The 25,704-nt window shown below is 61.5% G+C and carries 28 protein-coding genes; 9 read left to right on the top strand and 19 right to left on the bottom strand.

The annotated features are described in order from the left end of the window. Nucleotides 1-63 precede the first annotated feature (63 nt). From rpoE to CLU90_RS08990, 10 genes are all read right to left on the bottom strand, one after another. Entirely contained in the window at nucleotides 64-687 is a 624-nt protein-coding gene (gene rpoE / locus CLU90_RS08945) for an RNA polymerase sigma factor RpoE (RefSeq protein WP_035820241.1), read from the bottom strand. A gap of 66 nt (nucleotides 688-753) precedes the next feature. Beyond that, on the bottom strand, nucleotides 754-1,302 hold the full coding sequence (locus CLU90_RS08950; protein ID WP_139178314.1) for a hypothetical protein: 549 nt from the start codon (nucleotides 1,300-1,302) through the stop codon (nucleotides 754-756). Between the two features lie 121 nt (nucleotides 1,303-1,423). Beyond that, nucleotides 1,424-2,674 carry a beta-ketoacyl-ACP synthase II gene (gene fabF, locus CLU90_RS08955; RefSeq protein ID WP_092714685.1) on the bottom strand — a complete coding sequence of 417 codons (1,251 nt, stop codon included), beginning with the start codon at nucleotides 2,672-2,674 and terminating at the stop codon, nucleotides 1,424-1,426. A gap of 29 nt (nucleotides 2,675-2,703) precedes the next feature. Next, nucleotides 2,704-2,943 (bottom strand): acyl carrier protein, encoded by a 240-nt coding sequence (gene acpP, locus CLU90_RS08960; protein WP_008449912.1) that lies wholly within the window; start codon nucleotides 2,941-2,943, stop codon nucleotides 2,704-2,706. Nucleotides 2,944-3,121: 178 nt separating this feature from the next. Further along, entirely contained in the window at nucleotides 3,122-3,865 is a 744-nt protein-coding gene (gene fabG / locus CLU90_RS08965; RefSeq protein ID WP_034749638.1) for a 3-oxoacyl-ACP reductase FabG, read from the bottom strand. Nucleotides 3,866-3,918: 53 nt separating this feature from the next. Beyond that, nucleotides 3,919-4,860 (bottom strand): ACP S-malonyltransferase, encoded by a 942-nt coding sequence (fabD, locus tag CLU90_RS08970; protein WP_092714682.1) that lies wholly within the window; start codon nucleotides 4,858-4,860, stop codon nucleotides 3,919-3,921. A 133-nt stretch (nucleotides 4,861-4,993) separates the two neighbouring features. Next, nucleotides 4,994-5,992: a beta-ketoacyl-ACP synthase III gene (locus CLU90_RS08975; protein ID WP_034749645.1), complete on the bottom strand. Its 999-nt coding sequence runs from the start codon at nucleotides 5,990-5,992 to the stop codon at nucleotides 4,994-4,996. Between the two features lie 15 nt (nucleotides 5,993-6,007). Next, nucleotides 6,008-7,075 carry a phosphate acyltransferase PlsX gene (gene plsX / locus CLU90_RS08980; RefSeq protein ID WP_076566622.1) on the bottom strand — a complete coding sequence of 356 codons (1,068 nt, stop codon included), beginning with the start codon at nucleotides 7,073-7,075 and terminating at the stop codon, nucleotides 6,008-6,010. Nucleotides 7,076-7,285: 210 nt separating this feature from the next. Beyond that, on the bottom strand, nucleotides 7,286-7,468 hold the full coding sequence (rpmF, locus tag CLU90_RS08985; RefSeq protein ID WP_034749653.1) for a 50S ribosomal protein L32: 183 nt from the start codon (nucleotides 7,466-7,468) through the stop codon (nucleotides 7,286-7,288). Between the two features lie 235 nt (nucleotides 7,469-7,703). After that, nucleotides 7,704-8,201 carry a YceD family protein gene (locus CLU90_RS08990; protein ID WP_092714680.1) on the bottom strand — a complete coding sequence of 166 codons (498 nt, stop codon included), beginning with the start codon at nucleotides 8,199-8,201 and terminating at the stop codon, nucleotides 7,704-7,706. A 222-nt stretch (nucleotides 8,202-8,423) separates the two neighbouring features. On the opposite strand from CLU90_RS08990, the gene CLU90_RS08995 reads away from it, so the two are divergent. Together CLU90_RS08995 and CLU90_RS09000 are read left to right on the top strand one after the other, a co-directional pair. Further along, nucleotides 8,424-9,032: a Maf-like protein gene (locus CLU90_RS08995; RefSeq protein ID WP_092714766.1), complete on the top strand. Its 609-nt coding sequence runs from the start codon at nucleotides 8,424-8,426 to the stop codon at nucleotides 9,030-9,032. Between the two features lie 94 nt (nucleotides 9,033-9,126). Next, nucleotides 9,127-9,876: an SAM-dependent methyltransferase gene (locus CLU90_RS09000; protein ID WP_046683962.1), complete on the top strand. Its 750-nt coding sequence runs from the start codon at nucleotides 9,127-9,129 to the stop codon at nucleotides 9,874-9,876. A 76-nt stretch (nucleotides 9,877-9,952) separates the two neighbouring features. On the opposite strand, the gene CLU90_RS09005 is transcribed toward CLU90_RS09000, so the two are convergent. Then, on the bottom strand, nucleotides 9,953-10,870 hold the full coding sequence (locus tag CLU90_RS09005) for a 23S rRNA (adenine(2030)-N(6))-methyltransferase RlmJ (RefSeq protein WP_092714677.1): 918 nt from the start codon (nucleotides 10,868-10,870) through the stop codon (nucleotides 9,953-9,955). Nucleotides 10,871-11,145: 275 nt separating this feature from the next. On the opposite strand from CLU90_RS09005, the gene CLU90_RS09010 reads away from it, so the two are divergent. Beyond that, complete coding sequence (locus CLU90_RS09010) at nucleotides 11,146-11,577, top strand: thioredoxin family protein (protein WP_092714675.1); 432 nt, start codon at nucleotides 11,146-11,148, stop codon at nucleotides 11,575-11,577. Nucleotides 11,578-11,580: 3 nt separating this feature from the next. On the opposite strand, the gene CLU90_RS09015 is transcribed toward CLU90_RS09010, so the two are convergent. Both CLU90_RS09015 and CLU90_RS09020 read right to left on the bottom strand, forming a co-directional pair. Further along, on the bottom strand, nucleotides 11,581-13,854 hold the full coding sequence (locus CLU90_RS09015; RefSeq protein ID WP_198511180.1) for a xanthine dehydrogenase family protein molybdopterin-binding subunit: 2,274 nt from the start codon (nucleotides 13,852-13,854) through the stop codon (nucleotides 11,581-11,583). Between the two features lie 17 nt (nucleotides 13,855-13,871). Beyond that, on the bottom strand, nucleotides 13,872-16,988 hold the full coding sequence (locus CLU90_RS09020; protein WP_092714673.1) for a bifunctional diguanylate cyclase/phosphodiesterase: 3,117 nt from the start codon (nucleotides 16,986-16,988) through the stop codon (nucleotides 13,872-13,874). A 259-nt stretch (nucleotides 16,989-17,247) separates the two neighbouring features. Between CLU90_RS09020 and CLU90_RS09025 the strand changes: the two genes are divergently transcribed. After that, entirely contained in the window at nucleotides 17,248-17,754 is a 507-nt protein-coding gene (locus CLU90_RS09025) for a DUF1993 domain-containing protein (protein WP_092714671.1), read from the top strand. 104 nt (nucleotides 17,755-17,858) lie between these two features. On the opposite strand, the gene CLU90_RS09030 is transcribed toward CLU90_RS09025, so the two are convergent. Together CLU90_RS09030 and CLU90_RS09035 are read right to left on the bottom strand one after the other, a co-directional pair. Continuing rightward, a complete protein-coding gene (locus CLU90_RS09030) occupies nucleotides 17,859-18,053 on the bottom strand; it encodes a DUF1289 domain-containing protein (protein WP_092714669.1) in 195 nt (64 codons plus the stop codon). After that, nucleotides 18,053-18,625 carry a DUF1415 domain-containing protein gene (locus CLU90_RS09035; RefSeq protein ID WP_034749682.1) on the bottom strand — a complete coding sequence of 191 codons (573 nt, stop codon included), beginning with the start codon at nucleotides 18,623-18,625 and terminating at the stop codon, nucleotides 18,053-18,055. The genes CLU90_RS09030 and CLU90_RS09035 overlap by 1 nt, the downstream gene beginning before the upstream one ends. A gap of 327 nt (nucleotides 18,626-18,952) precedes the next feature. Here CLU90_RS09035 and CLU90_RS09040 point away from each other — a divergent pair, with 327 nt between their 5' ends. The 5 genes from CLU90_RS09040 (at nucleotide 18,953) to CLU90_RS09060 (ending at nucleotide 23,919) form a co-directional block, all read left to right on the top strand. Next, entirely contained in the window at nucleotides 18,953-20,362 is a 1,410-nt protein-coding gene (locus CLU90_RS09040) for a transglycosylase SLT domain-containing protein (RefSeq protein WP_092714667.1), read from the top strand. A 103-nt stretch (nucleotides 20,363-20,465) separates the two neighbouring features. Then, nucleotides 20,466-21,254: an enoyl-ACP reductase FabI gene (gene fabI, locus CLU90_RS09045; protein WP_092714665.1), complete on the top strand. Its 789-nt coding sequence runs from the start codon at nucleotides 20,466-20,468 to the stop codon at nucleotides 21,252-21,254. Nucleotides 21,255-21,326: 72 nt separating this feature from the next. Beyond that, a complete protein-coding gene (locus CLU90_RS09050; protein ID WP_100427716.1) occupies nucleotides 21,327-21,605 on the top strand; it encodes a hypothetical protein in 279 nt (92 codons plus the stop codon). Nucleotides 21,606-21,610: 5 nt separating this feature from the next. Further along, entirely contained in the window at nucleotides 21,611-22,132 is a 522-nt protein-coding gene (locus CLU90_RS09055; protein WP_100427717.1) for a helix-turn-helix transcriptional regulator, read from the top strand. A gap of 380 nt (nucleotides 22,133-22,512) precedes the next feature. Beyond that, complete coding sequence (locus CLU90_RS09060; protein WP_076566600.1) at nucleotides 22,513-23,919, top strand: DEAD/DEAH box helicase; 1,407 nt, start codon at nucleotides 22,513-22,515, stop codon at nucleotides 23,917-23,919. An 87-nt stretch (nucleotides 23,920-24,006) separates the two neighbouring features. Here CLU90_RS09060 and CLU90_RS09065 read toward each other — a convergent pair whose 3' ends face one another. The 4 genes from CLU90_RS09065 to CLU90_RS29685 all read right to left on the bottom strand — a co-directional run bounded on the left by CLU90_RS09065 (nucleotide 24,007) and on the right by CLU90_RS29685 (nucleotide 25,598). Further along, on the bottom strand, nucleotides 24,007-24,465 hold the full coding sequence (locus CLU90_RS09065; protein WP_070255772.1) for an acyl-CoA thioesterase: 459 nt from the start codon (nucleotides 24,463-24,465) through the stop codon (nucleotides 24,007-24,009). 84 nt (nucleotides 24,466-24,549) lie between these two features. Continuing rightward, a complete protein-coding gene (locus CLU90_RS09070) occupies nucleotides 24,550-24,918 on the bottom strand; it encodes a hypothetical protein (protein WP_092714661.1) in 369 nt (122 codons plus the stop codon). Between the two features lie 129 nt (nucleotides 24,919-25,047). Next, a complete protein-coding gene (locus CLU90_RS29680) occupies nucleotides 25,048-25,185 on the bottom strand; it encodes a hypothetical protein (RefSeq protein ID WP_175539333.1) in 138 nt (45 codons plus the stop codon). A 239-nt stretch (nucleotides 25,186-25,424) separates the two neighbouring features. Next, the gene (locus CLU90_RS29685; protein WP_175539332.1) at nucleotides 25,425-25,598 is read right to left on the bottom strand and encodes a hypothetical protein; all 174 of its coding nucleotides are present in this window, start codon (nucleotides 25,596-25,598) and stop codon (nucleotides 25,425-25,427) included. Nucleotides 25,599-25,704: the final 106 nt, after the last annotated feature.

Genomic DNA, 25,704 nt, shown 5'->3' on the forward strand with positions numbered 1-25,704 from the left:
TGCCATTTCAAGAAGATCGGTGCGGAAACCGGACGCAGCCATGCCAACCTCATACTCCCCAGATTACCAACGCTTGTCAATTGGCATGTCCAGCAACGGTTTCAATTTCTCCGCAATCACTTCGCGCGCGCGAAATATCCTGCTGCGCACGGTGCCGATGGGGCACGCCATGATCTCCGATATTTCTTCATAGCTCAGGCCCTCGATTTCGCGCAGGACGATGGCCGTGCGCAATTCGATGGGCAGCACATCCATTGCCGCATTGACGGTAGCCGCAATCTGCTTGCTGGCCAGCACCGATTCGGGTGTATTGTTGTCGCGCAATTTATTGCCATCATCGAAGGATTCCGCCTGCTCGGCGTCGGCATCGCTGGACGTGGCAGCGCGCCTCCCTTGCGTAACGAGATAATTCTTGGCCGTATTGATGCCGATGCGATACAGCCAGGTATAAAACGCGGCCTCGCCGCGAAAATGGCGCAGCGCCCGGTACGCCTTGATAAAGGTTTCCTGCACCACATCTTCGGCCTCCGCCGGGTCATGCACAAGGCGCGACACAAGACGCATCAAGCGACGCTGGTATTTCGATACCAGCACATCGAATGCCCGTTTGTCGCCAGCCTGCACCCGCTCGACCAGCAACTGATCATACTCGCGCTCTGTCCTCACGCCCAATGTCCCTGTAGTCATGCAGCGTGGGCGCCTGTATGGATATAGAGTTGGCCCGCTGCAAGAAGTTCAGTGTTCACCCCACATTTATTCTTCCCCACCGCGCGCTGCGATGGCCCGGCACGCCACGGCCAGCGGGCGGAAGGCGGCGCAGCTGCCTCCGCGTTGCACCAGTACCTCCGTGCGCCGCCCTGCGGCATCGGCCAGGCACAGCACCAGCAGTGACGGCCACAGGGTCGAGCCCGGCAACAGGCGCAGGCCCGGCACTGCCGGAGACACCGCCACAGCCGGCTCCGGCATCTCGCTGGCATCCATTTCCGGCGCCCCGCCATGCTCCAGATATACCGCCAGCCGCAACTGGCCAACCGGCGAAATATCAAGCGTCTGCGGCTTTCTGCGCCTGCGCGGCAAAGCCAGCAAAAACACGCCGCCAGCCGCACTCAGCAGCGCGCCACTCCAGCCCAGCGCATACCCGCCCACCAGGTGGCCGGGGCCGGCACCGGCGTCGGACAGGCCCGCAACGGGCCACGTGCCGCTCAAGGGCCAGGCGGCCAGCAAGGCGCACGATCCCAGCACCGCTTGCAACAGACGCAAACAGACAGGCGTGCGGATGACAGCCGCTACTGCGATTGACATACTTCATGGGAAAAAAAAGGCGCGCCGGCAACATGCCGGGCAAATTCAGGCGCCAACGAACGTTGGCGCCGAATCAGCGCTCACTACGGTTTGACCGTAGCGAGCGCTTGAAAGTTCCTGCTTATTTCGCTTTACCGAAAATCAGCGTGCCATTCGTTCCGCCGAAGCCGAACGAATTCTTCACTGCATAATCGATCTTCATATCCCGCGCCGTGTTGGCACAGAAATCGAGATCGCAAGCCGGATCCTGGTTGAAGATGTTGATGGTCGGTGGCGACACCTGATGGTGCAATGCCAGGACCGTAAACACCGCTTCCAGACCGCCCGCGCCGCCCAGCAAATGGCCCGTCATCGACTTGGTCGAGTTGACAACCAGATTCTTGGCGTGCTCGCCGAAGGTGCGTTTGATGCCCATCACTTCCGCCACGTCGCCTTGCGGGGTCGACGTGCCGTGCGCGTTCAGGTACTGAATCTGATCCGCGTTCAAGCCTGCGTTATCGAGGGCCGCGATCACCGATTTGCTGCCGCCGCTACCATCTTCCAGCGGCGAGGTCATGTGATAAGCATCTGCGCTCATCCCGAAACCATGCACTTCGGCATAGATCTTGGCACCACGGGCCACCGCGTGCTCGTACTCTTCCAGCACCATGACGCCAGCGCCCTCGCCCAGCACGAAGCCGTCGCGGTCGGTATCCCACGGACGCGATGCCGTTGCCGGATCGTCGTTGCGGGTCGACAAGGCGCGTGCCGAGGCGAAACCGCCCAGGCCCAGCGGCGACACGGTCGATTCAGCACCGCCGGCGATCATGACGTCGGCATCGCCGTACTCGATCATGCGCGCTGCGGCACCGATGCTGTGCAAACCGGTGGTACACGCAGTAACGATCGCCAGGTTCGGGCCCTTCAGACCATATTTGATCGAAAGGTTGCCAGAAATCATGTTAATGATCGAGGCAGGCACGAAAAATGGCGAGATACGGCGCGGACCGCGCTTTTCGTACTCGGACTTGGTTTCCTCGATCAGCGGCAAGCCGCCGATACCGGAACCGATGATCACGCCGATGCGCTCGGCGTTTTCTTCGGTCACTTCCAGGCCGGAGTCCTGCATCGCCTGGATGCCCGCAGCCATGCCGTAATGGATAAAGGTATCCATGTGGCGGGCTTCCTTACCGGAGATGTATTCTTCGATATTGAAGCCTTTGACTTCACCAGCAAAATGCGTGGTGAATGGCTGTGCATCAAACTTGGTAATCGTGGCAATGCCGGATTTACCTTCAATGATTGCGCCCCACGCCTCGGCAATAGTATTGCCGACAGGTGAAACGCAGCCCAGGCCGGTGACAACAACACGACGGTTTTTAGAACGGCTCAAGCGATTCTCCTGAAGTCGGTCAGACAGGCTTAGGCCTTGACGTGTGCGGTGGCGTAGTCGATCGCCTGTTGCACGGTGGTGATTTTTTCAGCTTGTTCGTCAGGGATTTCCATTTCGAATTCGTCTTCCAGGGCCATGACCAGTTCCACGGTGTCCAGGGAATCGGCGCCGAGATCGTCGACGAAGGAGGATTCGATTTTGATGTCTGCTTCTGCAACGCCCAGTTGCTCAGCGACGATTTTCTTAACGCGTTGTTCGATATCCGACATGTTATGGCTCCAAAGTGTGTGTTACGGAAAGTGCGCGCATTTTATCAGGTTTGCGCGTCCGAATACTAATTTCGGTGTCTGCTGCTAATTCGACCGAAGCTGCTGCTAAAAGATGCGATTATAGACAAAAACGGTCGTTGAATCATGCCACAAACGCCCGCCCCGCCTATCTTTCACATCAATTCATGTACATTCCGCCATTCACGTGCAGGGTCGTGCCCGTGATATAGGCCGCTTGCGGCGAGGCCAGAAAGGCTACCGCTGCCGCCACGTCTTCCGGCTTGCCCAGGCGTGACAGGGGAATTTGCGTCAACAGGGCCGCGTGCTGCTCTTCGCTCAGGGCCTTGGTCATGTCGGTATCGATGAAGCCCGGCGCGATGCAGTTCACGGTAATGTTGCGGCTGCCGATTTCGCGCGCCAGGGCGCGGCTCATGCCTTCCACGCCGGCCTTGGCCGCCGCGTAGTTCATTTGCCCCGGATTGCCCGACGACGCCACGACCGACGTGATATTAATGATACGCCCAGTTTTGGCTTTCATCATGCCGCGCAGTACGGCGCGCGACAGGCGGCCGACGGCCGACAGGTTGGTGGAAATGACGCTGTCCCACTCTTCATCCTTCATGCGCATGGCCAACTGGTCTTGCGTGATGCCCGCATTGTTGACGAGGATGGACAGGCTGCCGTAGGTTTTCTGCACTTCATCGACGACGGCGGCGCAGCGCGCCGCATCGGTCACGTTCAGGACCAGGCCCTTGCCCGTGACGCCTTCGGCGGCCAGGTAATCGGTGATCGCTTGCGCGCCGCTTTCCGAGGTGGCGGTGCCGACCACGGTCGCGCCCTGTTTGCCCAGTTCGGTGGCGATGGCGCGGCCGATGCCGCGCGAGGCGCCCGTGACCAGCACGACTTGATTTGCTAAATTCATGAGTATCCTTAAAGATGGCTGACGGCAGTCACAGCTGCGCTGCCGTTTGCTGTTTACTTGAGCTGCGTCAAAATGCGTTCCAGCGATGCCTGGTCGACGATGGCGTCGCCCACGAGCACCGGATCGATGCGCTTGGCCAGGCCCATCAGGACCTTGCCCGGACCGCATTCGATCACTTGCGTGATGCCGTCGGCAGCGACCTTTTGCATGGTTTCCACCCAGCGCACGGGGCTGGCCGCCTGGCGCACGAGCGCATCCTTGATGCCGGCAACGTCGTTGACGACGGCCACGTCGACGTTGTTGATCAGCGCGATTTGCGGCGCCGAGAACGTCAAGCCGGCCATGTACTCGCGCAAGCGGTCCGATGCAGGCTTCAGCAGCGACGAGTGGAATGGCGCGGAAACGGGCAGCTTCATGGCGCGCTTGGCGCCCTTGGCCTTGGCCAGTTCGCAGGCGCGCTCGACGGCAGCCGTATGGCCGGCGATGACCACTTGCGCTGGCGCATTGAAATTGACGGGTTCGACCACGAGGGCCGGGTTTTCCGCCGCCGCTTCCGCACACACGGCGCGCACGTCGTCGTCCGACAGGCCCAGCACGACAGCCATCGTGCCCTGCCCGACGGGCACGGCTTCCTGCATGGCCTGCGCGCGGAAACGCACGAGCGGCACGGCATCCTTGAAGTCGATGACGCCGGCGGCGACCAGCGCCGAGTATTCACCGAGGCTGTGACCGGCGACGACCGTCGGCACGGAGCCGCCGGCCGCCAGCCAGGCGCGGTAGAACGCCACGGCCGCCGTCAGCATCACGGGTTGCGTGTTGGTAGTCAGGTCCAGCTCTTCCTTCGGACCTTCGGCGATCAGCTTGCCCAGGTCGAATTGCAGGGCGTCCGACGCTTCGGCCACGGTTTGCGCAACCACGGGGTTGCCGGCGAAACCGTCGAGCATCGCGATCGCTTGCGAGCCTTGGCCTGGGAAAACAAATGCAAATTGTGTCATGTCGACTCCGTTTTTTTACTATTTATTCAGCGAACCAAATGCAACTGCTGGGGTACGTCCCTGCGGGATCGGAATTCACTCCACTGGAGTGCATTCCCCCGACGGGTCGGACCCCGAAATCAGCCTCCGGCCATCACATCTTTGCCAACACGGCGCCCCAGGTAAAGCCGCCGCCCACGCCTTCCATCATGACGTTGTCGCCCTTCTTGACCCGGCCATCGCGCACGGCGATGTCGAGTGCCAGCGGGATCGAGGCGGCCGAGGTGTTGCCATGCTGATCGACGGTGACGACCATCTTTTCCAGTGGCAAGCCGAGTTTCTTGGCCGTGCTGTTCATGATGCGGATGTTCGCCTGGTGCGGGATCAGCCAGTCGATCTGGTCCGACGTCATGTTGGCGTGTTCCAGGGCTTCGTGCGCGACTTTTTCCAGCACGGACACGGCCAGCTTGAAGACGGCCGGGCCATCCATGTAGAGGAAGGCGCTGCCGTCGAGCGCGCCGCCAGCCAGGCTGCCCGGCACGCTGAGGATGTTCGAGTGGCGGCCGTCCGCGTGCAGCTTGGTGGCCAGGATGCCCGGTTCCTTCGACGCCGTCATGACGATGGCGCCGGCGCCGTCGCCGAACAGCACGCAGGTGCCGCGGTCGTCGAAATTGAGGATGCGCGAAAACACTTCGGCGCCGATCACCAACACGTTTTTATGCATGCCCGACTGGATGAAGCTGTCGGCCGTGGCCACCGCATACACGAAACCGCTGCAGACGGCTTGCACGTCGACGGCGGCGCAGTTGTTCGTGATGCCCAGCTTGTTTTGCACGATGCAGGCCGTGCTGGGGAAGCTGCCGAAGAAATCGGGGGTCGAGCTGGCGACGATGATCAGGTCCAGGTCGTTGCCGTTCAGGCCAGCCATTTCCAGGGCCTTCTTGGCCGCTTCCACGCCCAGGTCCGAGGAATTTTGCGTTGGCGCCGCGTAATGGCGCGCCGAAATGCCGCTGCGCGAGACGATCCATTCATCGGACGTCTCGATGCCCTTGGCGGCGAGCTGTTCGGTCAAGTCCTGGTTGGTGACGCGCTTTTCCGGCAAGTAGCTGCCGGTGCCGATAATTTTGCTGTAAGTTTTGCTAAAAACAGTCATGCAAGTACCCGTCCACTAAATGGTAGAGCTTGTTGATGTAGGTTCGTCCGGAACTGGCGTGCGCGGCATCAGCTCGGCGATCAGGCTGGCCAGGTGCGCTTGCACGTCATTTTTTGCCGCATCGAAAGCGCGGCGCAAGGCCCATTCAAACGAATAGGCATCGGCGCTGCCGTGGCTCTTGAAGACGAGACCACGCAAGCCCAGCAGGCTGGCGCCGTTGTAACGCGAAGGATTCAAGCGGTTGCCGATGGCTTTCAGGGCCCCGCGGGCGATCAGCGCGCCCAGCATGGTGATCGGATTGCGCTTGAATTCGGAAGTGAGCACGTCTTTCATGAAGCGCGCCAGGCCTTCGATGGCTTTCAGGGTGACATTACCGACGAAACCGTCGCAGACGACGATATCGGTCGTGCCCTTGAAGATATCATTGCCTTCCACGTTGCCGTAGAAGTTCAGCGCGCCACGCTCGTGGTCGGCCTGCAGCAGCTTCGAGGTGAGTTTCACCACTTCATTGCCCTTGATATCTTCCGTGCCCACGTTCAGCAAGCCGATCGTCGGCCGTTCGATACCTTCCATGGCGGAAACGAGCACGGAACCCATGATGGCGAACTGGTGCAAGTGATGCGGTTCGCAATCGACGTTGGCGCCCAGGTCCAGCATGTAGGTGGGGCCGTTCTTTTGATTCGGCAAGATGCTGCAGATGGCCGGGCGGTCGACACCGGACATGGTTTTCAATACATAGCGCGACACGGCCATCAGGGCTGCCGTATTACCGGCGGAAACGGAGGCTTGCGCTACGCCGTTCTTGACCTGTTCGATGGCCACGCGCATGGAGGAATCCTTCTTGCGGCGCAGGGCCACTTCCAGGGGATCGTCCATGGTAACTTGTTCGGAGGCATGCAATACCGACAGGCGCGGATGCGTGTCGGCTTTATGTTTCTTCAGTTCGGCACGGATCACGTCTTCCAATCCAACAAGGATCAGTTCGGCTTCAGGTTCATGTTTTACGAAGGAAATTGCTGCGGGGATAGTGACTGAGGGACCGTGATCTCCGCCCATGCAGTCGATAGAAATTTTGATTGTCATTTGTGTTGATTCAATACCGCTGCGGGCGTGCGGCAAGATGTGAATCGGACTGGAGCATATGCGGGGCGCAACATATCATGCACAGACCTGGACAGCGTGATTCAAAATGACGGGTGTGCAAGATGAATTGCAGCCGATAAAAAAGAAGAAGCGGCGCCACGCCGAATAACCACGCAACACCGCTTTCATCTTACCCAACAAAAACGTCGATTACTCGTCGTTTTTGGTCTTCAACACTTTACGGCCACGATAGAAGCCGTTAGGGCTGATATGGTGACGCATGTGTGTTTCGCCGGTAACTGGCTCGACGCTCAATTGCGGCGCGACCAGGAAGTCGTGCGAACGGTGCATGCCGCGCTTGGAAGGGGTTTTCTTGTTCTGTTGAACTGCCATGATGACTCCTAATACATAAGTTCTAAAATTTTAGCACAATCGATTGGCAAATACATGCGAATCGAGTATCCCAGCGGTAAAGACTACCCGAAAATAGCCCGGACCGACATCGTTTATTACAACTACATTTCACTACACTTGCCATACTCGATTACTACACGCGTTTGACACGTTCTCTAAGCGGGATCTCACAAACCTGCGGTTTTTGAGGCCCCCTATAAACTACAACTACTACTTATTCTGGCTTCAAGTCTTTCAGGGCCGCAAACGGCGACTTCTTTTCAGTCTTGAGAGCATCGAGCTGCGCCGTATCGGGGCAGACGTCATGTTTGGGTACCTGCGGCAGGGCCAGCAAGGCTTCATCTTCGATCAGGGCCGCGGCATCCATGCTGCGGCTGCCGACGATCACGTCGATCGATTCATCGTTGATAATTTCTTCGATCTCGTCCGCGTGCTCGTCATCCTTGCCCAGCATCAGAACAGTCGAAGAATCGATCACGTAAGCATACGGAGTCAGGCAGCGCTGGCAAACCAGCTGAACGGTGCCGTTGACCGACAAGGTCAGTTGCGGGTAGCCCAGCTTGCTGGTGCCGCCGACGATCTTCCAGGCGATCTCGCCGGAACTATCTGCACAATCCTTGGTCAACCGGGTCATTTCAGCGACAGGAGTTACACCCTCGCGGCTCCCGCTGATACGACAAAAATCAAAGGCGTCGATCACAAAAGCATTCATTGGTAGAAAATTTCCCCGGAAAACCTGCGATAATAACAGGGTTTTTAGCACGGAGTCAAAGGCTAAGCATCTTTTTTGACGCAATCATTGCCATCAACATGACATTTCATCAACACCGTCATGCCGCATGGAGCCTCAGTTGTGGGCTCTGCGCCCTGGAATTTGCGTGAAATCCCACTGACATCGACCAGCGCGGCCATGCCGGCCGCCATCCACTACCGAATGATACCAACTTCCGCCCCATCGCGCTTGATTCTTGCATCGAGTTCGACCTACCGCAAGGAACTGCTGCAACGCCTGCGCCTGCCTTTCGAGGTGGCCGTCCCCGATCTCGACGAAAGCCCCCTGCCGGGCGAAAGCCCCAGCGCCACGGCCCTGCGCCTGGCCCAGGCCAAGGCGCAGGCCGTGCTCGACCGCTACCCTGGCAGCCTCGTCATCGGCTCCGACCAGGTCGCCACCCTCGACGGCGCGCAGATCGGCAAGCCCGGCAACCATGCCAATGCCTTGCTGCAACTGCAAACCATGCGCGGACGCGAGACCGTGTTCCACACGGCACTGTGCCTGCTCGACGGCCGCCAGAATCCTCCCGTGGCGCAAGTGGAAGACGTCCAGACCCTCGTCACGGTGCGCGACTTGCCCGACGTCGAACTGGACGCCTACCTGCGCATCGAACAGCCGTACGACTGCGCCGGCAGCGCCAAGAACGAAGGCCTGGGCATCGCCCTGCTCGAACGCATAGCCACCACCGACCCGACCGCCCTCACCGGCTTGCCGCTGATCGCCCTCACAAGCATGCTGCGCAAGGCGGGTGTGACGTTTTTTACATTTTAATCACCCTGGGGTCAGACCCGACGGGGGAGTGCGTTCCAGTGGAGCGCACTCCGATCCCGAAGGGACTGACCCCGGCCAATACAAAGCTAACAATATGACCGGCACCCTGTACCTGATTCCCAACCACCTCGGCCTGTCCGACGGCGCAAGCGACCCGCTGAGCCACATCATTCCAGAGCAAGTACGGCAGATCACGTCGCAGCTCGATTATTTCGTTGCGGAAAACGCCAAGACGGCGCGCGCCTTCTTGAAATTGATCGGCAACCAGCATCCGTTGGCCAAGCCATTGCAGGAAATCACGATTTCCGAACTGAACGTGAACACCCCGGCGCAAGCGCTGGCCGGCTTGCTGGCGCCCCTGCTGGCGGGCCGCGACGCGGGCCTCGTCTCGGAAGCGGGCGTGCCCGCCGTGGCCGATCCCGGCGCCGACCTGGTGCGTCTGGCGCATCAGCACGGCATCAAAGTACGCCCGCTGGTGGGCCCCTCGTCGATCCTGCTGGCCGTGATGGCCAGCGGCTTGAACGGCCAGAGCTTCGCATTCAACGGCTACCTGCCCACGGACGCCGCCCTGCGCGCCAAGCGCATCAAGGAACTGGAAAGCCGCTCGCGCAATGAAAAGCAGACCCAGCTCTTCATTGAAACGCCGTACCGCAACGCCGCCATGCTCGAAGCCCTCGTGGCGCAATGCGCGCCATCGACCCTGATCTGCGTCGCTACCGACCTGAGCCTGGACACGGAAAGCGTGCAGACGTGGAATGGCGGACAGTGGAAGAAACAATTAGCCGCCGGAAAGGCGCCTGATTTCCACAAGAAACCGACCGTGTTCTTACTGCTGGGACAGTAATCTCCCGATCATAAAAAAACGCCACGATCAAATGATCGTGGCGTTTTTTATTGCGGCACTACCAAGCAGAGTATGACTACACCCTTCTGGTGCCTGTATTTTTCTGGCCGCCCTTGCCCGTTTCCAACACAAACTTCGCGCCATCGTCACGGCCCAATACCTTCACCAGGTACGGCATGACTTCGCGCAACATCGGCTCCAGGGTGTACGGCGGATTCAAGATGAACATGCCGCTGCTGTGCAAGCCGAAACCATCGGGCGACGGCGTGTTGACCGTCAGGGTCACGTGCAGCCAGTCCGAGCTGGGCAGCTGCTTGAGCTTGTCGGCGAACTGGCGCGATTCCATGCGTTGCAGCACCGGGTACCAGACGGCATACATGCCGGACGGGAAGCGCACGAGGGCGTCGGCCAGGGTGTCCTTGACCTTGCGGTAATCCATCTTGTCTTCATACGGCGGGTCGATCAGCACCAGCGCGCGGCGCGATGGCGGCGGCAGCAGGGCTTTCAGGCTCTGGAAGCCGTCGGCCTTGGTGATGAGCACGCGCTTGCCGCGCACGGTCGGACGCTCGCCCTGGGCCAGCGCATGCGCCTCGACCTTGCGGAAATTGTCGGCCAGAATCTTGGCGTCCGCCGGATGCAGCTCGAACAGGCGCAGGCGGTCTTGCTCACGGCTGACCTTGTCGGCGCAGTACGGCGAACCCGGGTAGTAGCGCATCTTGCCGCTCGGATTCATTTCCTTGATCAGCTTCATGTATTCCGCCAGCGAGGCCGGCCAGTCCGTGCGGTCCCACAGGGGCGCGATGCCCGTTTCGTATTCGGCGTTTTTCGAGGCATAACCGCCGTCGAGCGCATACACGCCTGCGCCGGAGTGGGTATCGATATAACTATAGGCGGTATCTTTTTGATTCAGATATTGCAACAACTGAATCTGCACATAATGCTTCAACACATCGGCGTGATTACCCGCGTGAAAGGCGTGGCGGTAACTCAACATAAGCTGGCTAATTCCATAATAAAAATAAACAAAGGCGGGAGCGCTGACACCGGGCAGGGCATGAAAACAGACTGGAGGGGTCAGGCTGCGGGGCCAGGAAACAGCTAGGACCAGCGTAATCAGCGCGCAATTATCAGCATTATCCACCAGAAAGGTGTATAGCATCAAAAAACACGGCTAAACAAGCCCATGCATTCCCGGGACTGGCATCGCCGGGCGCGGTAGAATACGCGCATCGGGCGCCCGCGCCCATCCGCCCACTAATAGAAACGACCATGCACAGCCTGACCCTCACGACCGATAACCGCGCCGACGTCGCGGCAACCCTGGCCGGTCCGCGCTGGACGGTGGCCTGCCTGTGCGCGCTGTGGTGCGGCACTTGCGGCACCTACCGCGCCACGTTCGAGGAGCTGGCCGCGCGCCACCCGGACACCGTCTTCGTCTGGATCGACATCGAAGACCAGGCCGACGTGGTGGGCGACCTCGACATCGACAACTTTCCCACCCTGCTGATCCAGCGCGAGGACAATGTCGCCTTCTTCGGCACCGTGCTGCCCGACGGCGGCCTGGCACACCGCATGGTGCAGGCGCAGCAGGCGCTCAGCAGCGAAGAACTGGCGGCGCTGGCCACCAGCACGCAGGAACGGCGCGACTGGCAGCAGGACTGTAATCTGCGCCATTTGCTGGCCGCCACCCTGGCAGAGTAAACGTCACGCCAGGCGCAGCGGCAGGCTGCGCAGCCTTTTCCCCGTCAAGCTGAATACGGCGTTGGCCACGGCCGGCGCAATCGGCGGCGTGCCTGGCTCACCCACGCCTTCGGGGTGTTCCGCGCTGGCGATGATGATGGTTTCCACATGCGGCTCCTGCCCCATGCGCAGCACGGGATAGTCGTGGAAGTTGGCCTGCTCCACTCTTCCCTCCTTGAAGGTGATCTCGCCGCCCAGCGCCGCCGACAGGCCGAACAGCACGGCCGATTCCATCTGCTGGGCGATGATGTTCGGATTGACGGCAATGCCGCAATCGATGGCGCATACGACGCGCTGCACGCGAATTTCTCCGTTTTCCACGGACACCTGCGCCACTTGCGCGACGATGCTGCCGAACGACTGGTGCAAGGCCACGCCATGCGCATGGCCGGGCGGAGGAGTTCCTGCCTTGGCAACTGCCGCGTCGAGCACGGCCAGGTGGCGCGGATGCTTGGCCAGCATGGCGCGGCGGAAAGCGACGCCATCCTGCCCTGCCGCATGGGCCAGTTCGTCGATGAAGCTTTCCTTGAAGAACGCGTTGTGCGAGTGCCCGACCGAGCGCCAGTAGCCGACCGGCACGGCGCTGTCGGCGATCACGTGGGCGATGCGCTGGTTGGCGATTTCATACGGCATGTCGAATTCGCCCTCGGCCGTCGTCTTGTCCGGCCCCGCGCCGGGCAAGCCGAAATTGCGCTGCAAAAACTGGTGCGTGATGGAGCCGCTGACGGATTTGTTGTCCCAGGAGGCGATGCGGCCATGCTCGTCGAGGCGGGCCGCAAAGCGGGCCAGCGCGGCGGGACGGTACATATCGTGCTTTGTGTCCTGCTCGCGCGTCCACACCAGCTGCACGGGCGCGCCATCGCACTGCAGCGCGATGGCCACGGCTTGCGCGACCATATCCACTTCCAGGCGGCGGCCGAAACCGCCGCCGAGCAGCAGCACCTCGATGCTGACGTCCTTCGCATCGACGCCGGCCACTTTCGCCGCCACGTCGACGGCGATGCCGGGCGCCTGCGTCGAGGCCCACAGCATCACCTTGCCATTTTTCACCTGCGCGGTGCAGTTGACGGGCTCCATGGCGGCGTGCGCGAGGAACGGCGCGCGGTACTCGGCGCTGACCTGCCGCATGCCCTGCACCGCCTTGCCCTCGACTTCGCCGCTGGCGTGGTAGGCATATCCGGCTTCGCTATCCAACAGGCGGGCAAACTCCGCGTAGACGCCGGCGCTGGACAAGTTCGCCTGCGGGCCAGCCTTCCACTGCGTCGGCAAGGTGGCCGCCGCCTGCTTGGCGCGCCACCAGGTATCGGCCACCACGGCCGCGCACGAAATGCTGCGCTGCGCCAGCTGCGGCGTCAGGTCCAGCACTTTTTTCACGCCGGGCATGGCGAGTATGGGCGCCGCGTCGAACGCGGCCAGGGTATCGCCCAGGCGCGGCGGCAAATGCAGGGCCGCATACAGCATGCCGGGCGGACGCGCATCGATGCCGAAACGCGCGCTGCCATTGACTTTCGATGGCGTATCGCGGCGCGGCGCCGGCTGGCCGATCAGCTTGAAATCCCTGGGCAGTTTCAGCACGGGCGTGCCCGGATCGATAGCGGCGGCGCGCTGCGCCAGGCTGGCGTAGCTGGCGCGCCGGCCGTCCGGGTGCAGCACTTCGCCGTCCTGCGTGCGGCACTGCGCGGCCGGCACCTGCCACAGCGCGGCGGCAGCGCTCACCAGCATGGCGCGCGCCGATGCCCCCGCCTCGCGCATGGGACCCCAGCCATCCTTCACGCTCGACGAGCCGCCCGTGACGATCACGCCCAGTTCGCGCGCCGCCTTGGCCACCGTCCACTGCGCCAGCGCTTTGACGCGGCCGTGGTCGTCGGGGTGGAAAGGCAAGCCATCCTGGAGCATGGCGACATTGCCGAAGATTTTATCCATGGGCGCCTGGATCAGCCTGACGCTGGCCAGCGGCACGTCGAGTTCCTCGGCCACCAGCATCGGCAAGGCCGTATGCACGCCCTGCCCCATCTCGCTGCGCGGCATGGCCAGGATCACCGTGCCATCCGTTTGGATCGCCAGCCAGCCGTTGAGGGCCACGGCGCCATCCTGCAGCGGCAGCGGCGCGCTGCCGTGCAGACGCTGGCGCGGCGGCAGCACGCCCCAGCCCAGCACCAGGGCGCCCACGCCGGCCACGCCGAGACCCAGGCCGCCGAGCAGGAAACGGCGGCGCGACGTGTTTTTTTCTGCGGCCATGGGATACCCTTTATTAGTTAATGATCGATCCAGCGCTCCAGCATATCCTGAGCCAGCACCGGACGGCTATAAAAATAACCTTGCGCCAGTTTGCAGCCATGGCGCAGCAGGAAGGCGGCCTGCTCTTCCGTCTCCACGCCTTCGGCAATCACCGACAATTGCATGCTCTTGCCCAGCTGGATGATGGCAATCGCAATCGCTTCGTCGTTGACGTCCGTCGAGATATCCTTGATGAAGGAGCGGTCGATCTTCAGGGTCTGCACGGGCAGCTGTTTCAGATACGCGAGCGAGGAATAGCCGGTGCCGAAGTCGTCGATGGCCAGGCCCACGCCGATGGCGTGCAAGTCGTTGATGAAACCGAGGGCGTCGCCCGTGTTCATGATGACGGATTCCGTCACTTCCAGCTGCAGGCGCTGCGGCTCGAGGCCCGTTTCCTTCAATATGGCGGCCACCATGCCGGCGATGCTGCCCCGCTCGAACTGTTTTACCGATAAATTCACGGCCATCTTCGGCACGTGCAAGCCCTGCGCCTGCCAGCGCACCATCTGGCGGCATGCTTCGTCGAGCACCCATTTGCCCAGCTGGTTGATGAAACCGCTGTCCTCGGCCAGCGGGATGAAGCGGGCCGGCGGCACCAGGCCCAGTTCCGGGTGGTTCCAGCGCACCAGCGCCTCGACGCCGACCAGGCGGCCCGTGTCGATTTCCACCTGCGGCTGGTAATTGAGGAACATCTCGTTCTTCTCGATCGAGCGGCGCAAGAAGGTTTCCAGGCGCAGACGCTCGACGCCCTCGCCCGTCATCGACGGCGCATAGAAGCGGTAGCCGTTGCGCCCGCGCGCCTTGGCCTGGTACATGGCCACGTCGGCATTGCGGATCAACATGTTCAAGTCCAGCGCGTCGTCCGGATACAGGCTGATGCCCACGCTGCAGGTGACGAACAGTTCATGGCCGGCCACCGTGAACGGCTGGTCGAACATGGTCATCAGCTTTTCCGCCACCTGCGTGGCGCCATATTCGCCGTCGATGCGTTCGAGCAGGACGATGAATTCGTCGCCGCCCAGGCGCGCCAAAGTATCGCCTTCGCGCAGGCGGGCCGCCAGCTGGCCGGCCACCTTTTGCAACAGTTCGTCGCCCACATGGTGGCCCAGGGTGTCGTTGACGTTCTTGAAGCGGTCCAGGTCGATGAACAGCACGGCCAGCTGTTCCTGGTCGCGCGCGGCGCGCAGCAGCGCGTGCTGTAGCCGGTCGTGGAACAGCAGCCGGTTCGGCAGCGCCGTCAGCGGGTCGTGATGGGCCATGTGGTCGAGCTTTTCCTGCGATTCCTTGATCAGGGTGATGTCGCTGAACACGCCCACGTAATGGGTGGTGACGGCGCGCGTGTCGCGCACGGCGCTGATGGTCAGCCATTCCAGGTACACCTCGCCGTTCTTGCGCCGGTTCCAGATCTCGCCGCGCCAGAAGCCCGAGACGGCCAGTTCATCCCACAGGGCCTGGTAAAACGCGGCGTCGTGGCGCTCGGAACGCGTCAGCGACGCGTGCCGCCCCAGCGCCTCGGCTTCGGCGTAACCGGTGATCTGCGTGAAGGCGGGGTTGACGGTGACGATGATGCCCTCCGCGTCGACCACCATCACGCCATCGGCGATGTGTTCGAGCACGGTGGCCGACAAACGCAGCTTTTCCTCGGCTTCCTTGCGCGCCGTGATGTCGGCATACACCCAGATGCTGCCTTCGTTCGGGCGCAGCGGGTCGAGCGCGCAGCCGCTCACCAGCGCCCAGAACAGGCTGCCGTCGCGGCGTTTGTACTGGCGCTCCTCGCTGAAGTCGCCGCCCTTGGCCAGCATCGGATACTGGCGCTCGCCCGCCTCCTCGAAGTCATACGACGTCGTAAACACGATGGCGGTGGAATTGCCCGTCATCTCGCCATGGCCGTAGCCGAACAATTCCTCGCAGCGGCGGTTGACGGAAATGATGCGGCGGTGGCGCACGAACATCACGCCGAACATCACGTTGTCGAGGATGGCGCTCTGCTCGGTGAGCAGCGCTTCGATGCGCATCTCGTGGTGCTTGCGCTGGCTGATGTCGGCGATGATGCCGTCGATCCAGATGATGCCCGGCTCGCCCGCCTGCGGCTGGCCATTCTCGGCCACCCAGCGCTCGATGCCGAAAGCGTCGACGATACGGTATTCCAGCGCATACGGCCGCCCGTCGTGCACCGCCTGGCGGACGGCGCGGCGGTGTTCGCGGCGATCTTCCGGGCAGATCAGGTCGGCCCAGGCATGCGTGGTGCCGCGCATGAACTGGCGCGCCGAATAGCCGGAAATGTCTTCGATGGCGTCGCTGACGAAATCGATGGGGCCATCGGGCCGGTAGCGGAAGACGGCGCCCGGCACCTGCGTGACGATGGTGCGGAAACGCTCTTCGCGCTGGCCCACGTCCTCGAACAGCTGGCCGATGGCCGCGCGCATTTGCTCGAGCTGCGCCGTCAGGCGGCCCAGCTCGTCATTGCTGTGCGACGCCAGCGGCGTGTCGAAATCGCCATGCGACAGGCGGTCGGAAAAGCGCGTCAGGCGGCGCAGGGGTTTGAGCAGGCGGCGGTTCAGGAACAGCACGATCAGCGCCATCGACACGGCCAGCTGCGCACCCAGCACGAAAATATACGACATCTGCTTTTCGCGCAGCTCCTGCTGGCTGCGCGCATCGTCCATTTCGACGACGACGTGGCCGATGCGTTCGCCGCGCACGAGGATGTCGCGCTCGGCGCGGTACAGATTGCCCACGGGCCGCTGCGGCGCCTGCAGGCTGATGAATTCCGTGTCACCCTGTCCCAGCACCTTCACCAGCAGCACGGCACGGTCGCGCATCACCGACTCGACCAGCGAATGGGCCGATTCCGCATTCATGTTCCACAGCGACTCCTGCATGCCCAGCGCCAGGATATCGGCATTGCGCTGCAAGGCCTCGTTCAGGCTGGTGCGCGCCGACTGGCGCTCGTGCACGCCGACCAGCACATAGCTGCCGAAGATGGCGGGCACGACGAGGCCGCCGAATACCACCAGCAGCAAGGCGCCATAGATCGACGAGCCGTACAGCACGCGCAGGCTGGCGCGCAGGCGCTGGTAAGGTGAATTAAACATGCGGCAACAGGGCGACAGGGATCAGGCGGGCGATCATTGAACTTTACAGGGGAATCGGTGGTGAGGCGGGAAGAAACTTTATGAGGAGCAATTATGCATGGAAAAAGCGGGGGAAGTCACCAATAAACACACGCCAGCGGTGTCCTCATGTCATATAGACAGGGTGGAAAAACCACACGCGAGCCGGCGCGCCCGGCCGGCGCCAGCAGAAAAACGCGCAGCTTGCTATCATCGCGCCACTTTACCTAGAGGAACCACCATGACCTTCTCCATCTACTCCGCTTCGATCCCCGTCTTCAAACAGATCCTGGGCAGTCTGGCCGCCATCCTGGACAAGGCGGAATCGCACGCGCAAGACAAGAAAATCGATCCGAACGCCCTGCTGAACTTCCGCCTGTTCCCGGACATGCTGCCGTTCGTGCGCCAGATCCAGATCGCCACCGACTTCGCCAAGGGCTGTGGCGCGCGCCTGGCCGGCGTGGCCGTGCCACCGTACGAAGACAGCGAACAGAGCTTCGCGGAGCTGAAGGCGCGCATCGTGAAAACCATCGCCTTCCTGGAAAGCCTGCCGCAAGCGGACATCGACGGCAGCGAAACGCGCGCCATCACCACGGGCAGCGGCGAAAAGACCAAGCACTTCACAGGCCAGACCTATCTGTTCCACTACGCGCTGCCGCACTTCTTCTTCCACGCGACGACGGCGTACGACATCCTGCGTCACAATGGTATCGAAGTCGGCAAGAAAGATTTCATCGGCAGCTATTGATCGTTAGCGTCAACAGTACCGGGGTCAGACCCTCAATGCCGCTCCCACAAAGTCATCGCTGACATGTGAGGGGGTCTGACCCCAGCAGTTGCCGTTGGGTTAAATCAGGTATTCCTGCGCGGATACCCTTGCGCCAGTATCCTCACCCACACCACTTCCTTCTCCTCATCCGTCATCGACACCCAGTGGGCCACTTCCACCACGGTGCGGCCGCAGCCGCGGCAGATTTCATCGAAAGTCGTCGAGCACACGGCCACGCAGGGCGTGTCTGGACGCGGCGGCAATTCCTCGTCAGCCATCAGGATACCTTCGGCAGGCCGAGCTTTTCCCAGCCTTCGGTGCCCAGCGCTTCCAGGGTGGCGATATTCTTGTCGAAGATGTCCGACGCTTCCGGGAAGGCCTCGACGGCGCGCTCGATGCTGTCTTCGCGCAGCAGGTGCAGGGTCGGGTATGGCGAGCGGTTCGTATAGTTGCTGATGTCGTCCTCGAACGTCTCGGCAAACTGGTAGTTCGGGTGAAAACTGGCCACTTGCAGTTCGCCAGCCAGGTGCATGTCTTCCACGGCCGCATCGGCCACGTCGAGAAACTCGTTGTAGTCGAGGAAATCGTTCAGAGTGTACGGGTGGATCAGCAGGGTCGTGTCGATCTGCTCGGGATCCGTGTCGGCCAGGGTTTGCAGCTCGTCCATCAGCATCGCCAGCAAATCTTCTGGATTGCTCGATTCGCACACCACATAGCGGATCTGCTTCTTGACGTGCACGGCCTTGGCGAACGGGCACAGGTTCAGGCCGATCACGGCCTTTTCCAGCCAGGCAACGGTATTGGCGATGATGACGGCGTTGTCGTCGTCGTGGCGCGGCGGGGTGTTCATATACTTGACTCTCTATCAATAAAGCGGCCGGCAGCCGAATGGCCGGCCAAAGCCAAATTGTACGCACTTTTGCGCAGCCTCATACCGGACGGCTGCCAGGCTTGCGCCAGAGCCGGCGCCTTGTATGCTATAACAGCGGCCGAATCACGCATTGGGCAAATTAAATTTGTCATAATTGCATTATTAGAGACTGGAAACATCGCTATTGATAGCTATGTGCTGTCATCATGCTGACATAATTCTTGACTCCGGCATGGGGATATACGTACACTCGCACCTTGATCATGGGTCTGTCCGATGTTTCTCCGACGACAACAATGGAACACTATGCACGAAAACTCCTTTAAATCTACCGTCCTGGCGGCGTTGGCCCTGGCGCTTGCGCCCGCCCTCAGCCAGGCGTACGAAGCCGGTGTTGAGAGCGATAACGCGCCAGTCGCCGCCGCCACACCGGCCCTGATCCCGATGACCGCCCAGGTCACGGCAAAACTCCCCACCCTCGACAACCGCCTGCAAAAGACCGACCGTCTGCTGAAAAATCTCAGCGACAATTCCGATCCGCTGCGCGAAGCCGACGTCTGGGGCCGCATCCGCAGCGGCTATGCGATTCCCGACATCAACAACCAGCTGGTAGCGAATCACGTCAACTGGTACGCCACCCGCCCCGACTACATCGCCCGCACGACGGCGCGCGCCTCGCGCTACATCTTCCACGTGGTGCAGGAACTGGAAAAGCGCGGCATGCCGACGGAACTGGCCTTGCTGCCGTTCATTGAATCCGCCTTCAACCCGCAAGCGTTTTCGAGCGCCAACGCGGCCGGCATGTGGCAATTCGTGCCCGCCACGGGACGCGATTTCAACCTCAAGCAAAACATGTTCAAGGACGAGCGCCGCGGCGTGCTGGCCTCGACCGATGCGGCCCTGACCTATCTGCAGCGCCTGTATGACATGTTTGGCGACTGGCAACTGGCCCTGGCCGCCTACAACTGGGGCGAAGGTTCGGTGCAGCGCGCCATCAAGAAAAACCAGTCGCTGGGCAAGCCCACCGATTTCGAAAGCCTGGCCGACCTGATGCCGGCCGAAACGCGCAACTACGTACCCAAGCTGCAAGCGGTGAAAAACATCATCGCCAATCCGTCCCAGTATGGCCTGACCCTGCCGGTGGTCGACAACCAGCCCTACTTCACGGCCATCGACAAGACGAGTGACATCGACATCACCGTCGCCGCCCAGCTGGCCGAACTGTCGATGGATGAATTCAAGGCCTTGAATCCGCAATTTAACCGCCCCGTCATCATCGGCGGCGAAAAGACCAAGATTCTGCTGCCACAGGAAAACGCCGCCAAGTTCACCACCAACCTGGCGCAATGGGGCCATGCCTTGTCGAGCTGGACCACGCACAAGATCACCAATGCGCGCGAACGCATCGAAACGCTGGCGTCGAAATTCGGCACCACGCCCGACGTGCTGCGCCAGGCCAACAACATTCCCCAGCGCACCCGCTTGCGCGCCGGCTCCACCATCCTCGTGCCGAAAACCTCGGCCACGATGAACAACGACATCACCCAGGAAATCGCCGACAGCGCCACCATGCTGCTGGAAGCGGACCGCCCGGAACGCGTCGCCAAGGCCGTGCGCCGCGCCACCAAGGGCGGCAAGGTGCAAGCCGCGCCAATTTCCCTGGTAAAACCGCGCATCCAGCGCGGTGGCAACAGTCGCGCCAAGGCACGTCACTGATCGCCTGATCCGTATTGAGACACCCTACCGGCCGCCACAGCCTTGCTGTCGCGGCCGGTTGTACATCCGCCTACCCCGCCCACCTACCCAGACAGGAGTCGTCATGGCTTTCTTGCAAGGCAAAAAAATCCTCATCACGGGCTTGCTGTCGAACCGCTCCATTGCCTATGGCATCGCCAAGGCTTGCCACCGCGAAGGCGCCACGCTCGCCTTCACGTATGTGGGTGACCGCTTCAAGGAGCGCATCACGGAGTTTGCGGCGGAATTCGGCAGCGAACTGGTGTTCGACTGCGACGTGTCCAGCGATGAACAGATCGGCGCCGTCTTCAACGACCTGGCGCGCCACTGGGATCAACTGGACGGCCTGGTGCACGCCATCGGCTTCGCGCCGCGCGAGGCGATCGCCGGCGACTTCCTCGACGGCCTGTCGCGCGACAGCTTCCGCATCGCGCACGATATTTCCGCCTACAGTTTTCCCGCCATGGCCAAGGCCGCCCTGCCCCTGCTGCATCCGGGCGCGTCGGTCCTGACCCTGACCTACCTGGGCGCCGTGCGCGCCGTGCCCTACTACAACACCATGGGCCTGGCCAAGGCGTCGCTGGAGGCATCCGTGCGCTACCTGGCCGAATCGCTGGGGCCGCGCGGCATCCGCGCCAACGGCATCTCCGCCGGCCCCATCAAGACCCTGGCCGCTTCCGGCATCAAAGATTTCAGCAAACTGCTGGGCTTTGTGGCCGAGCATGCCCCGCTGCGGCGCAATGTCACCATCGAAGAGGTCGGCAACACGGCCGCCTTTCTGCTGTCCGACCTGGCCTCGGGCATCACGGGCGAGATTACCTACGTCGATGGCGGCTTTTCGCAAGTGATGGCCGTCAATCCCGAAGTAGAGTGATGCGGTGATGGTCGATTTTTATCGGTTGTCACTTGACAACCGATAAAAATCGACCTACATTGGAGGCATCGCATGGCGCGCTCCTCGCATCCCAAGAAAGAAATCGAAGCGGCGCTGCGCCACGCGGAAAGCCAGGGCTGGCGCGTGGAAGTGGGCGGCAGCCATGCCTGGGGCAAGATGTACTGCCCCTACAATGACGACGGCTGCCGCTGCGGCGAATTCTGTATCGCCTGCATCTGGAGCACGCCGAAAAACCCGGGCAACCACGCGCGGGCGATCCGCCGGGTGGTCGATAATTGCACTTTCAACAAACTGCTGCACGACTGCATGCAGCGCAAATCCAGGGGTTAACAATCATGGATTACATCTTTACTCTCAAGTACAGCCTGCCCGACCACGAACACGACCTTGATGCGCTGGCCGAGCGCCTGGGCGGCCGCGGTTGCGACGATGCCCTCGTTGGTATCGGGCAAGCGGGACGCCTGGCGCTGGAATTCACGCGCGAGGCGGCCAATGCCAGGGAGGCGCTGCTCAGCGCCCTGGCCGACGTCAAAGCCATCGTGCCTGATGCCGTGCTGGTCGAGGCCGCCCCCGACTTCGTGGGCCTGACCGACGTGGCGCAGGTACTCGGCCTTTCCCGGCAAAACCTGCACAAGCTGATGAGCAAGCACCGCCACAGCTTCCCCGTACCCGTGCATGAGGGCAACGCCACCATCTGGCACCTGGCCGACGTGCTGGCCTGGCTGCATGCAAAGGGAACGTATCAGCTGGAACGCAGCCTGGTCGAACTGGCGCAGGTGACCCGGCAGATCAATCTGGCCAGGGAAACGCGACAGGCGCCGCCGCTGCCCGCCGACATCGTGGCCATGCTCAGCTAAACGGGTAAAAACTGCGTATTTCTACTTATTTCACATAGGAAATATGCCCAAAAACGTCGCAGGACCTTCGTTTCTTCCCATTTAGCCCGTGCAAAACGGCGGCAAATACGGTATAGTGTCGTTGTGCGCTGCAATATGTTCCCTTGAAGCGATGGCAACACCGCAGTCATGCACTACAAACTTAGCAGCTTCGCAAGCCTTAGCGCATCCACAGGATGCCGCTTATAAAGCCCTCCCGCCTTGTGTGTCGCACCTGACACCGTCCCGGCGCAAAGCTTTTGTGCCGAAATTTCTTTCTAGTTGAGTCATTTCGTTTTGGTTGGCGTTGCTATTTTGCGTTCTGCTTTTTGCAAGAACGCTGATTTTTACGAAAGAAAAGAATGACATTTGAATCCTTAGGCCTGCATCCGTCCATCCTCGCCGCTCTGACCGAATCGGGCTACACCGCGCCAACCGCGGTACAGTCGCAAGCGATTCCAGCCGCGATCGAAGGCCGTGACCTGCTGGTCTCGTCGCAGACCGGTTCGGGCAAGACCGCAGCTTTCATGCTGCCGTCGCTGCACAAACTGGCCAGCGCCGAACAAAGCGCCGCCGGCAAGACGCCGAACCAGGAAATGCAAGCATCGCGCGCCCGCGGCGAGCGTCCACGCTTCAAGGCTGCCCAGCCAAAAATGCTGGTGCTGACGCCAACGCGCGAACTGGCCCTGCAAGTAACCACCAACACCGACAAGTACAGCACCGGCATCCGCCGCATCAAGGCTGTGTCGATCCTGGGCGGCATGCCTTACCCTAAACAGATGCAATTGCTGGCCAAGAATCCCGAGATTCTGGTCGCCACCCCTGGCCGTCTGATCGACCACATGGATTCGGGCAAGATCGACTTCTCGCAACTGGAAATCCTGGTGCTGGACGAAGCCGACCGCATGCTGGACATGGGTTTCATCGACGACATCGAAAAAATCGTGGAAGCGACGCCGGAAGGCCGTCAAACCATGCTGTTCTCGGCAACCTTGGACGGCGTCGTGGGCAACATGGCGCGCCGCATCACGAAGAACCCGCTGGTCATCCAAGTGGCAAGCTCGAGCAACAAGCATGAAAACATCACCCAGCGCGTGCACTTCGTCGACGACCTGTCGCACAAGAACCGCCTGCTGGACCACCTGCTGCGCGACGAATCGCTGGACCAGGCTGTTGTGTTCACCGCCACCAAGCGTGACGCCGACACCATCGCCGACCGTCTGAACATCGCCGGTTTCTCGGCTGCCGCCTTGCACGGCGACATGCACCAGGGCGCGCGTAACCGCACCTTGGACGGCATGCGCCGCGGCCAGGTCAAAGTGCTCGTTGCCACCGACGTTGCCGCCCGCGGTATCGACGTGCCAACGATCACCCACGTGTTCAACTACGATCTGCCGAAGTTCCCGGAAGACTACGTCCACCGCATCGGCCGTACCGGCCGCGCTGGCCGCAATGGCCTGGCCATCTCGCTGGTGAACCACGCTGAAGGCATGAACGTCAAGCGCATCGAACGCTTCACCAAGCAATTGATCCCGGTCAATGTCATCGAAGGTTTCGAGCCGAAGAAAACGGCATCGGCACCACGTTCGAGCGCCCGTCCAGGCGGCTGGAAACCAGGCGACAACCGTGGCGGCGCGAAGCCAGGCCAACGCACGTTCAGCAAGCCGGGCGCACCACGCAAGGACGGCGCTCCTAGCACCGGCGGCGGCTACAAGGGTTCCAACCCGCGCAGCACCGACGGCGCACGCCGCAGCTACGGCGACCGTTAATCACGGCGCCATGCCGCCAGCAGGCGGCAGGCAATAAAAAACGGCCACCAGATCGCTCTGGTGGCCGTTTTTTCATTTCCGCTGCCTTTATTTCTTCGACACTTTCTGGCGCGACAGCTTGCGCAGCTTGGCCTGCTCGAAGCGCGCGTGCTGTTCCGGCGTCTCGAGCGCCAAAGGCGGCACGGCCACCGGCTTGCGGTTGGCATCGACGGCCACCATCGTGAAATAGCAGCTGTTGGCGTGGCGCACCAGGCGCTGCTGGATGTTTTCCGTCACCACGCGGATACCCACTTCCATCGAGGTCGTGCCCGTGTAATTGATCGAGGCAAGGAAGGTCACCAGCTCGCCCACGTGGATAGGCTGCAGGAACATCACCTGGTCCACGGACAAGGTCACCACGTAGCTGCCCGAATAGCGGCTGGCGCAGGCGTAGGCGACGCTGTCGAGGTATTTCAGGATGGTGCCGCCGTGCACGTTGCCGGAAAAGTTGGCCATATCGGGCGTCATCAGGACCGTCATCGTCAGTTCGTGGGCCGACCAGTTCATCGCGCTGTCCAAAGTGTTCTCCAAAGGGGAAATAATAAAAAGAATGGGGATGTGAAAACCGGCCCCAGGGGCCGGTTGCGGACCTTACAGGCCCAGGGTGTCGATATCGGCCAGCGAGTCGCGGCCCTTGTCGGAAATGTCGTGGCCCTCGCCTTCGGCGCGCGCCACGATGTGGGCTTTCTTGCCCAGGAAGTAAGCCACGTCCGTATCGAGCTTGGTCAGCGGATCGGCGGCGACGGCGCGCAGCCCCATGATGCAGCGGCGCAGGAACAGCAGCTGTTGTGCCTTGTCGGTGATGGACAGACGGCCATCGCGTGCATAGCTGAGCAGCTTCAGGCCGGACAGGCGCTTGGCATTGCGGGCAACGCAAGCACTGGGGCGCTCGGTCTTGATGCCGCGTGCAACTTGCTCCAGCGCGTCATATTCATCAGTTGTTAATTTCTCGTTCTTCATTACTTTTCCATAAAAGGCCAGGTGTTCGGCCCCCATGGTACGCGCCCCGCTGCGCATCGGCAACAGGCAACGTGAATCTACCGCCGCCGGCCAGGCGGCCAGGCAGCGGAAACACGGCCGCGACGGCCGTTATTTATAGCTGCGCAACAGCAGCCAAGCCAGGCCGCAACCAGCCACGGCACCCGCCACGACCAGCGCCACGAGATTCTTGCTGGTGATCACAGGCCGCCGGCCCAGGTAGATTTTGTTATGCAAGGAATTGCCCACGATGGTCTCCTGTACAAGAATTTTTATGATGTCTCATTATAAGAACAGAATCGTGACGGCCGCATGACACTCGGCAGTTAGCGCTTGATATGTATCCACTCGGCAACATTTATGCGCATTTTTGTTGTTTAAATGGCGTGGCCCTGACGAGTCCCGCGCCTCCCATTTCCAACTGGAAATAAACAAGGCGCGCGCCGGCCACAGCTGGCCATGGCGCAACGCTGCGGCTGGCAAACCGTTCAATGCATTTTCACGGGCGGCGGCGGCGGCGTGGGTTCCTCGACCGGCACGGGGTCGATGTGCGGCGGCGGTTCCGGCGGTGGCGTGAGAGGATCGCCTTCCGGCGGTGGCGGCATATCGGGTTCGGGCGTGCTGTGCGCACGCAGCGGGACAAAACGGGATTGTGGCTGCATGGTGATCTCCTTTGCCTCACTGTAGCCGATGCGCCCAACTCCTGGCGCCCGCCAGTGGCGCGCGGTCGGGAACTAAACGGCGTGGCGCCACTCCAACTTGCCAGGC

Source organism: Janthinobacterium sp. 67 (assembly GCF_002797895.1).
In the GTDB taxonomy this organism is placed as follows: domain Bacteria; phylum Pseudomonadota; class Gammaproteobacteria; order Burkholderiales; family Burkholderiaceae_D; genus Janthinobacterium.

Bases quoted from the DNA above. Each gene is read 5' to 3' on its own strand.
- rpoE (WP_035820241.1), bottom strand. From the start codon at position 687: ATGACTACAGGGACATTGGGCGTGAGGACAGAGCGCGAGTATGATCAG.
- CLU90_RS08950 (WP_139178314.1), bottom strand. From the start codon at position 1,302: ATGTCAATCGCAGTAGCGGCTGTCATCCGCACGCCTGTCTGTTTGCGT.
- acpP (WP_008449912.1), bottom strand. From the start codon at position 2,943: ATGTCGGATATCGAACAACGCGTTAAGAAAATCGTCGCTGAGCAACTG.
- fabG (WP_034749638.1), bottom strand. From the start codon at position 3,865: ATGAATTTAGCAAATCAAGTCGTGCTGGTCACGGGCGCCTCGCGCGGC.
- fabD (WP_092714682.1), bottom strand. From the start codon at position 4,860: ATGACACAATTTGCATTTGTTTTCCCAGGCCAAGGCTCGCAAGCGATC.
- CLU90_RS08975 (WP_034749645.1), bottom strand. From the start codon at position 5,992: ATGACTGTTTTTAGCAAAACTTACAGCAAAATTATCGGCACCGGCAGC.
- plsX (WP_076566622.1), bottom strand. From the start codon at position 7,075: ATGACAATCAAAATTTCTATCGACTGCATGGGCGGAGATCACGGTCCC.
- rpmF (WP_034749653.1), bottom strand. From the start codon at position 7,468: ATGGCAGTTCAACAGAACAAGAAAACCCCTTCCAAGCGCGGCATGCAC.
- CLU90_RS08990 (WP_092714680.1), bottom strand. From the start codon at position 8,201: ATGAATGCTTTTGTGATCGACGCCTTTGATTTTTGTCGTATCAGCGGG.
- CLU90_RS08995 (WP_092714766.1), top strand. From the start codon at position 8,424: ATGATACCAACTTCCGCCCCATCGCGCTTGATTCTTGCATCGAGTTCG.
- CLU90_RS09000 (WP_046683962.1), top strand. From the start codon at position 9,127: ATGACCGGCACCCTGTACCTGATTCCCAACCACCTCGGCCTGTCCGAC.
- CLU90_RS09005 (WP_092714677.1), bottom strand. From the start codon at position 10,870: ATGTTGAGTTACCGCCACGCCTTTCACGCGGGTAATCACGCCGATGTG.
- CLU90_RS09010 (WP_092714675.1), top strand. From the start codon at position 11,146: ATGCACAGCCTGACCCTCACGACCGATAACCGCGCCGACGTCGCGGCA.
- CLU90_RS09015 (WP_198511180.1), bottom strand. From the start codon at position 13,854: ATGGCCGCAGAAAAAAACACGTCGCGCCGCCGTTTCCTGCTCGGCGGC.
- CLU90_RS09020 (WP_092714673.1), bottom strand. From the start codon at position 16,988: ATGTTTAATTCACCTTACCAGCGCCTGCGCGCCAGCCTGCGCGTGCTG.
- CLU90_RS09025 (WP_092714671.1), top strand. From the start codon at position 17,248: ATGACCTTCTCCATCTACTCCGCTTCGATCCCCGTCTTCAAACAGATC.
- CLU90_RS09030 (WP_092714669.1), bottom strand. From the start codon at position 18,053: ATGGCTGACGAGGAATTGCCGCCGCGTCCAGACACGCCCTGCGTGGCC.
- CLU90_RS09035 (WP_034749682.1), bottom strand. From the start codon at position 18,625: ATGAACACCCCGCCGCGCCACGACGACGACAACGCCGTCATCATCGCC.
- CLU90_RS09040 (WP_092714667.1), top strand. From the start codon at position 18,953: ATGCACGAAAACTCCTTTAAATCTACCGTCCTGGCGGCGTTGGCCCTG.
- fabI (WP_092714665.1), top strand. From the start codon at position 20,466: ATGGCTTTCTTGCAAGGCAAAAAAATCCTCATCACGGGCTTGCTGTCG.
- CLU90_RS09050 (WP_100427716.1), top strand. From the start codon at position 21,327: ATGGCGCGCTCCTCGCATCCCAAGAAAGAAATCGAAGCGGCGCTGCGC.
- CLU90_RS09055 (WP_100427717.1), top strand. From the start codon at position 21,611: ATGGATTACATCTTTACTCTCAAGTACAGCCTGCCCGACCACGAACAC.
- CLU90_RS09060 (WP_076566600.1), top strand. From the start codon at position 22,513: ATGACATTTGAATCCTTAGGCCTGCATCCGTCCATCCTCGCCGCTCTG.
- CLU90_RS09065 (WP_070255772.1), bottom strand. From the start codon at position 24,465: ATGAACTGGTCGGCCCACGAACTGACGATGACGGTCCTGATGACGCCC.
- CLU90_RS09070 (WP_092714661.1), bottom strand. From the start codon at position 24,918: ATGAAGAACGAGAAATTAACAACTGATGAATATGACGCGCTGGAGCAA.
- CLU90_RS29685 (WP_175539332.1), bottom strand. From the start codon at position 25,598: ATGCAGCCACAATCCCGTTTTGTCCCGCTGCGTGCGCACAGCACGCCC.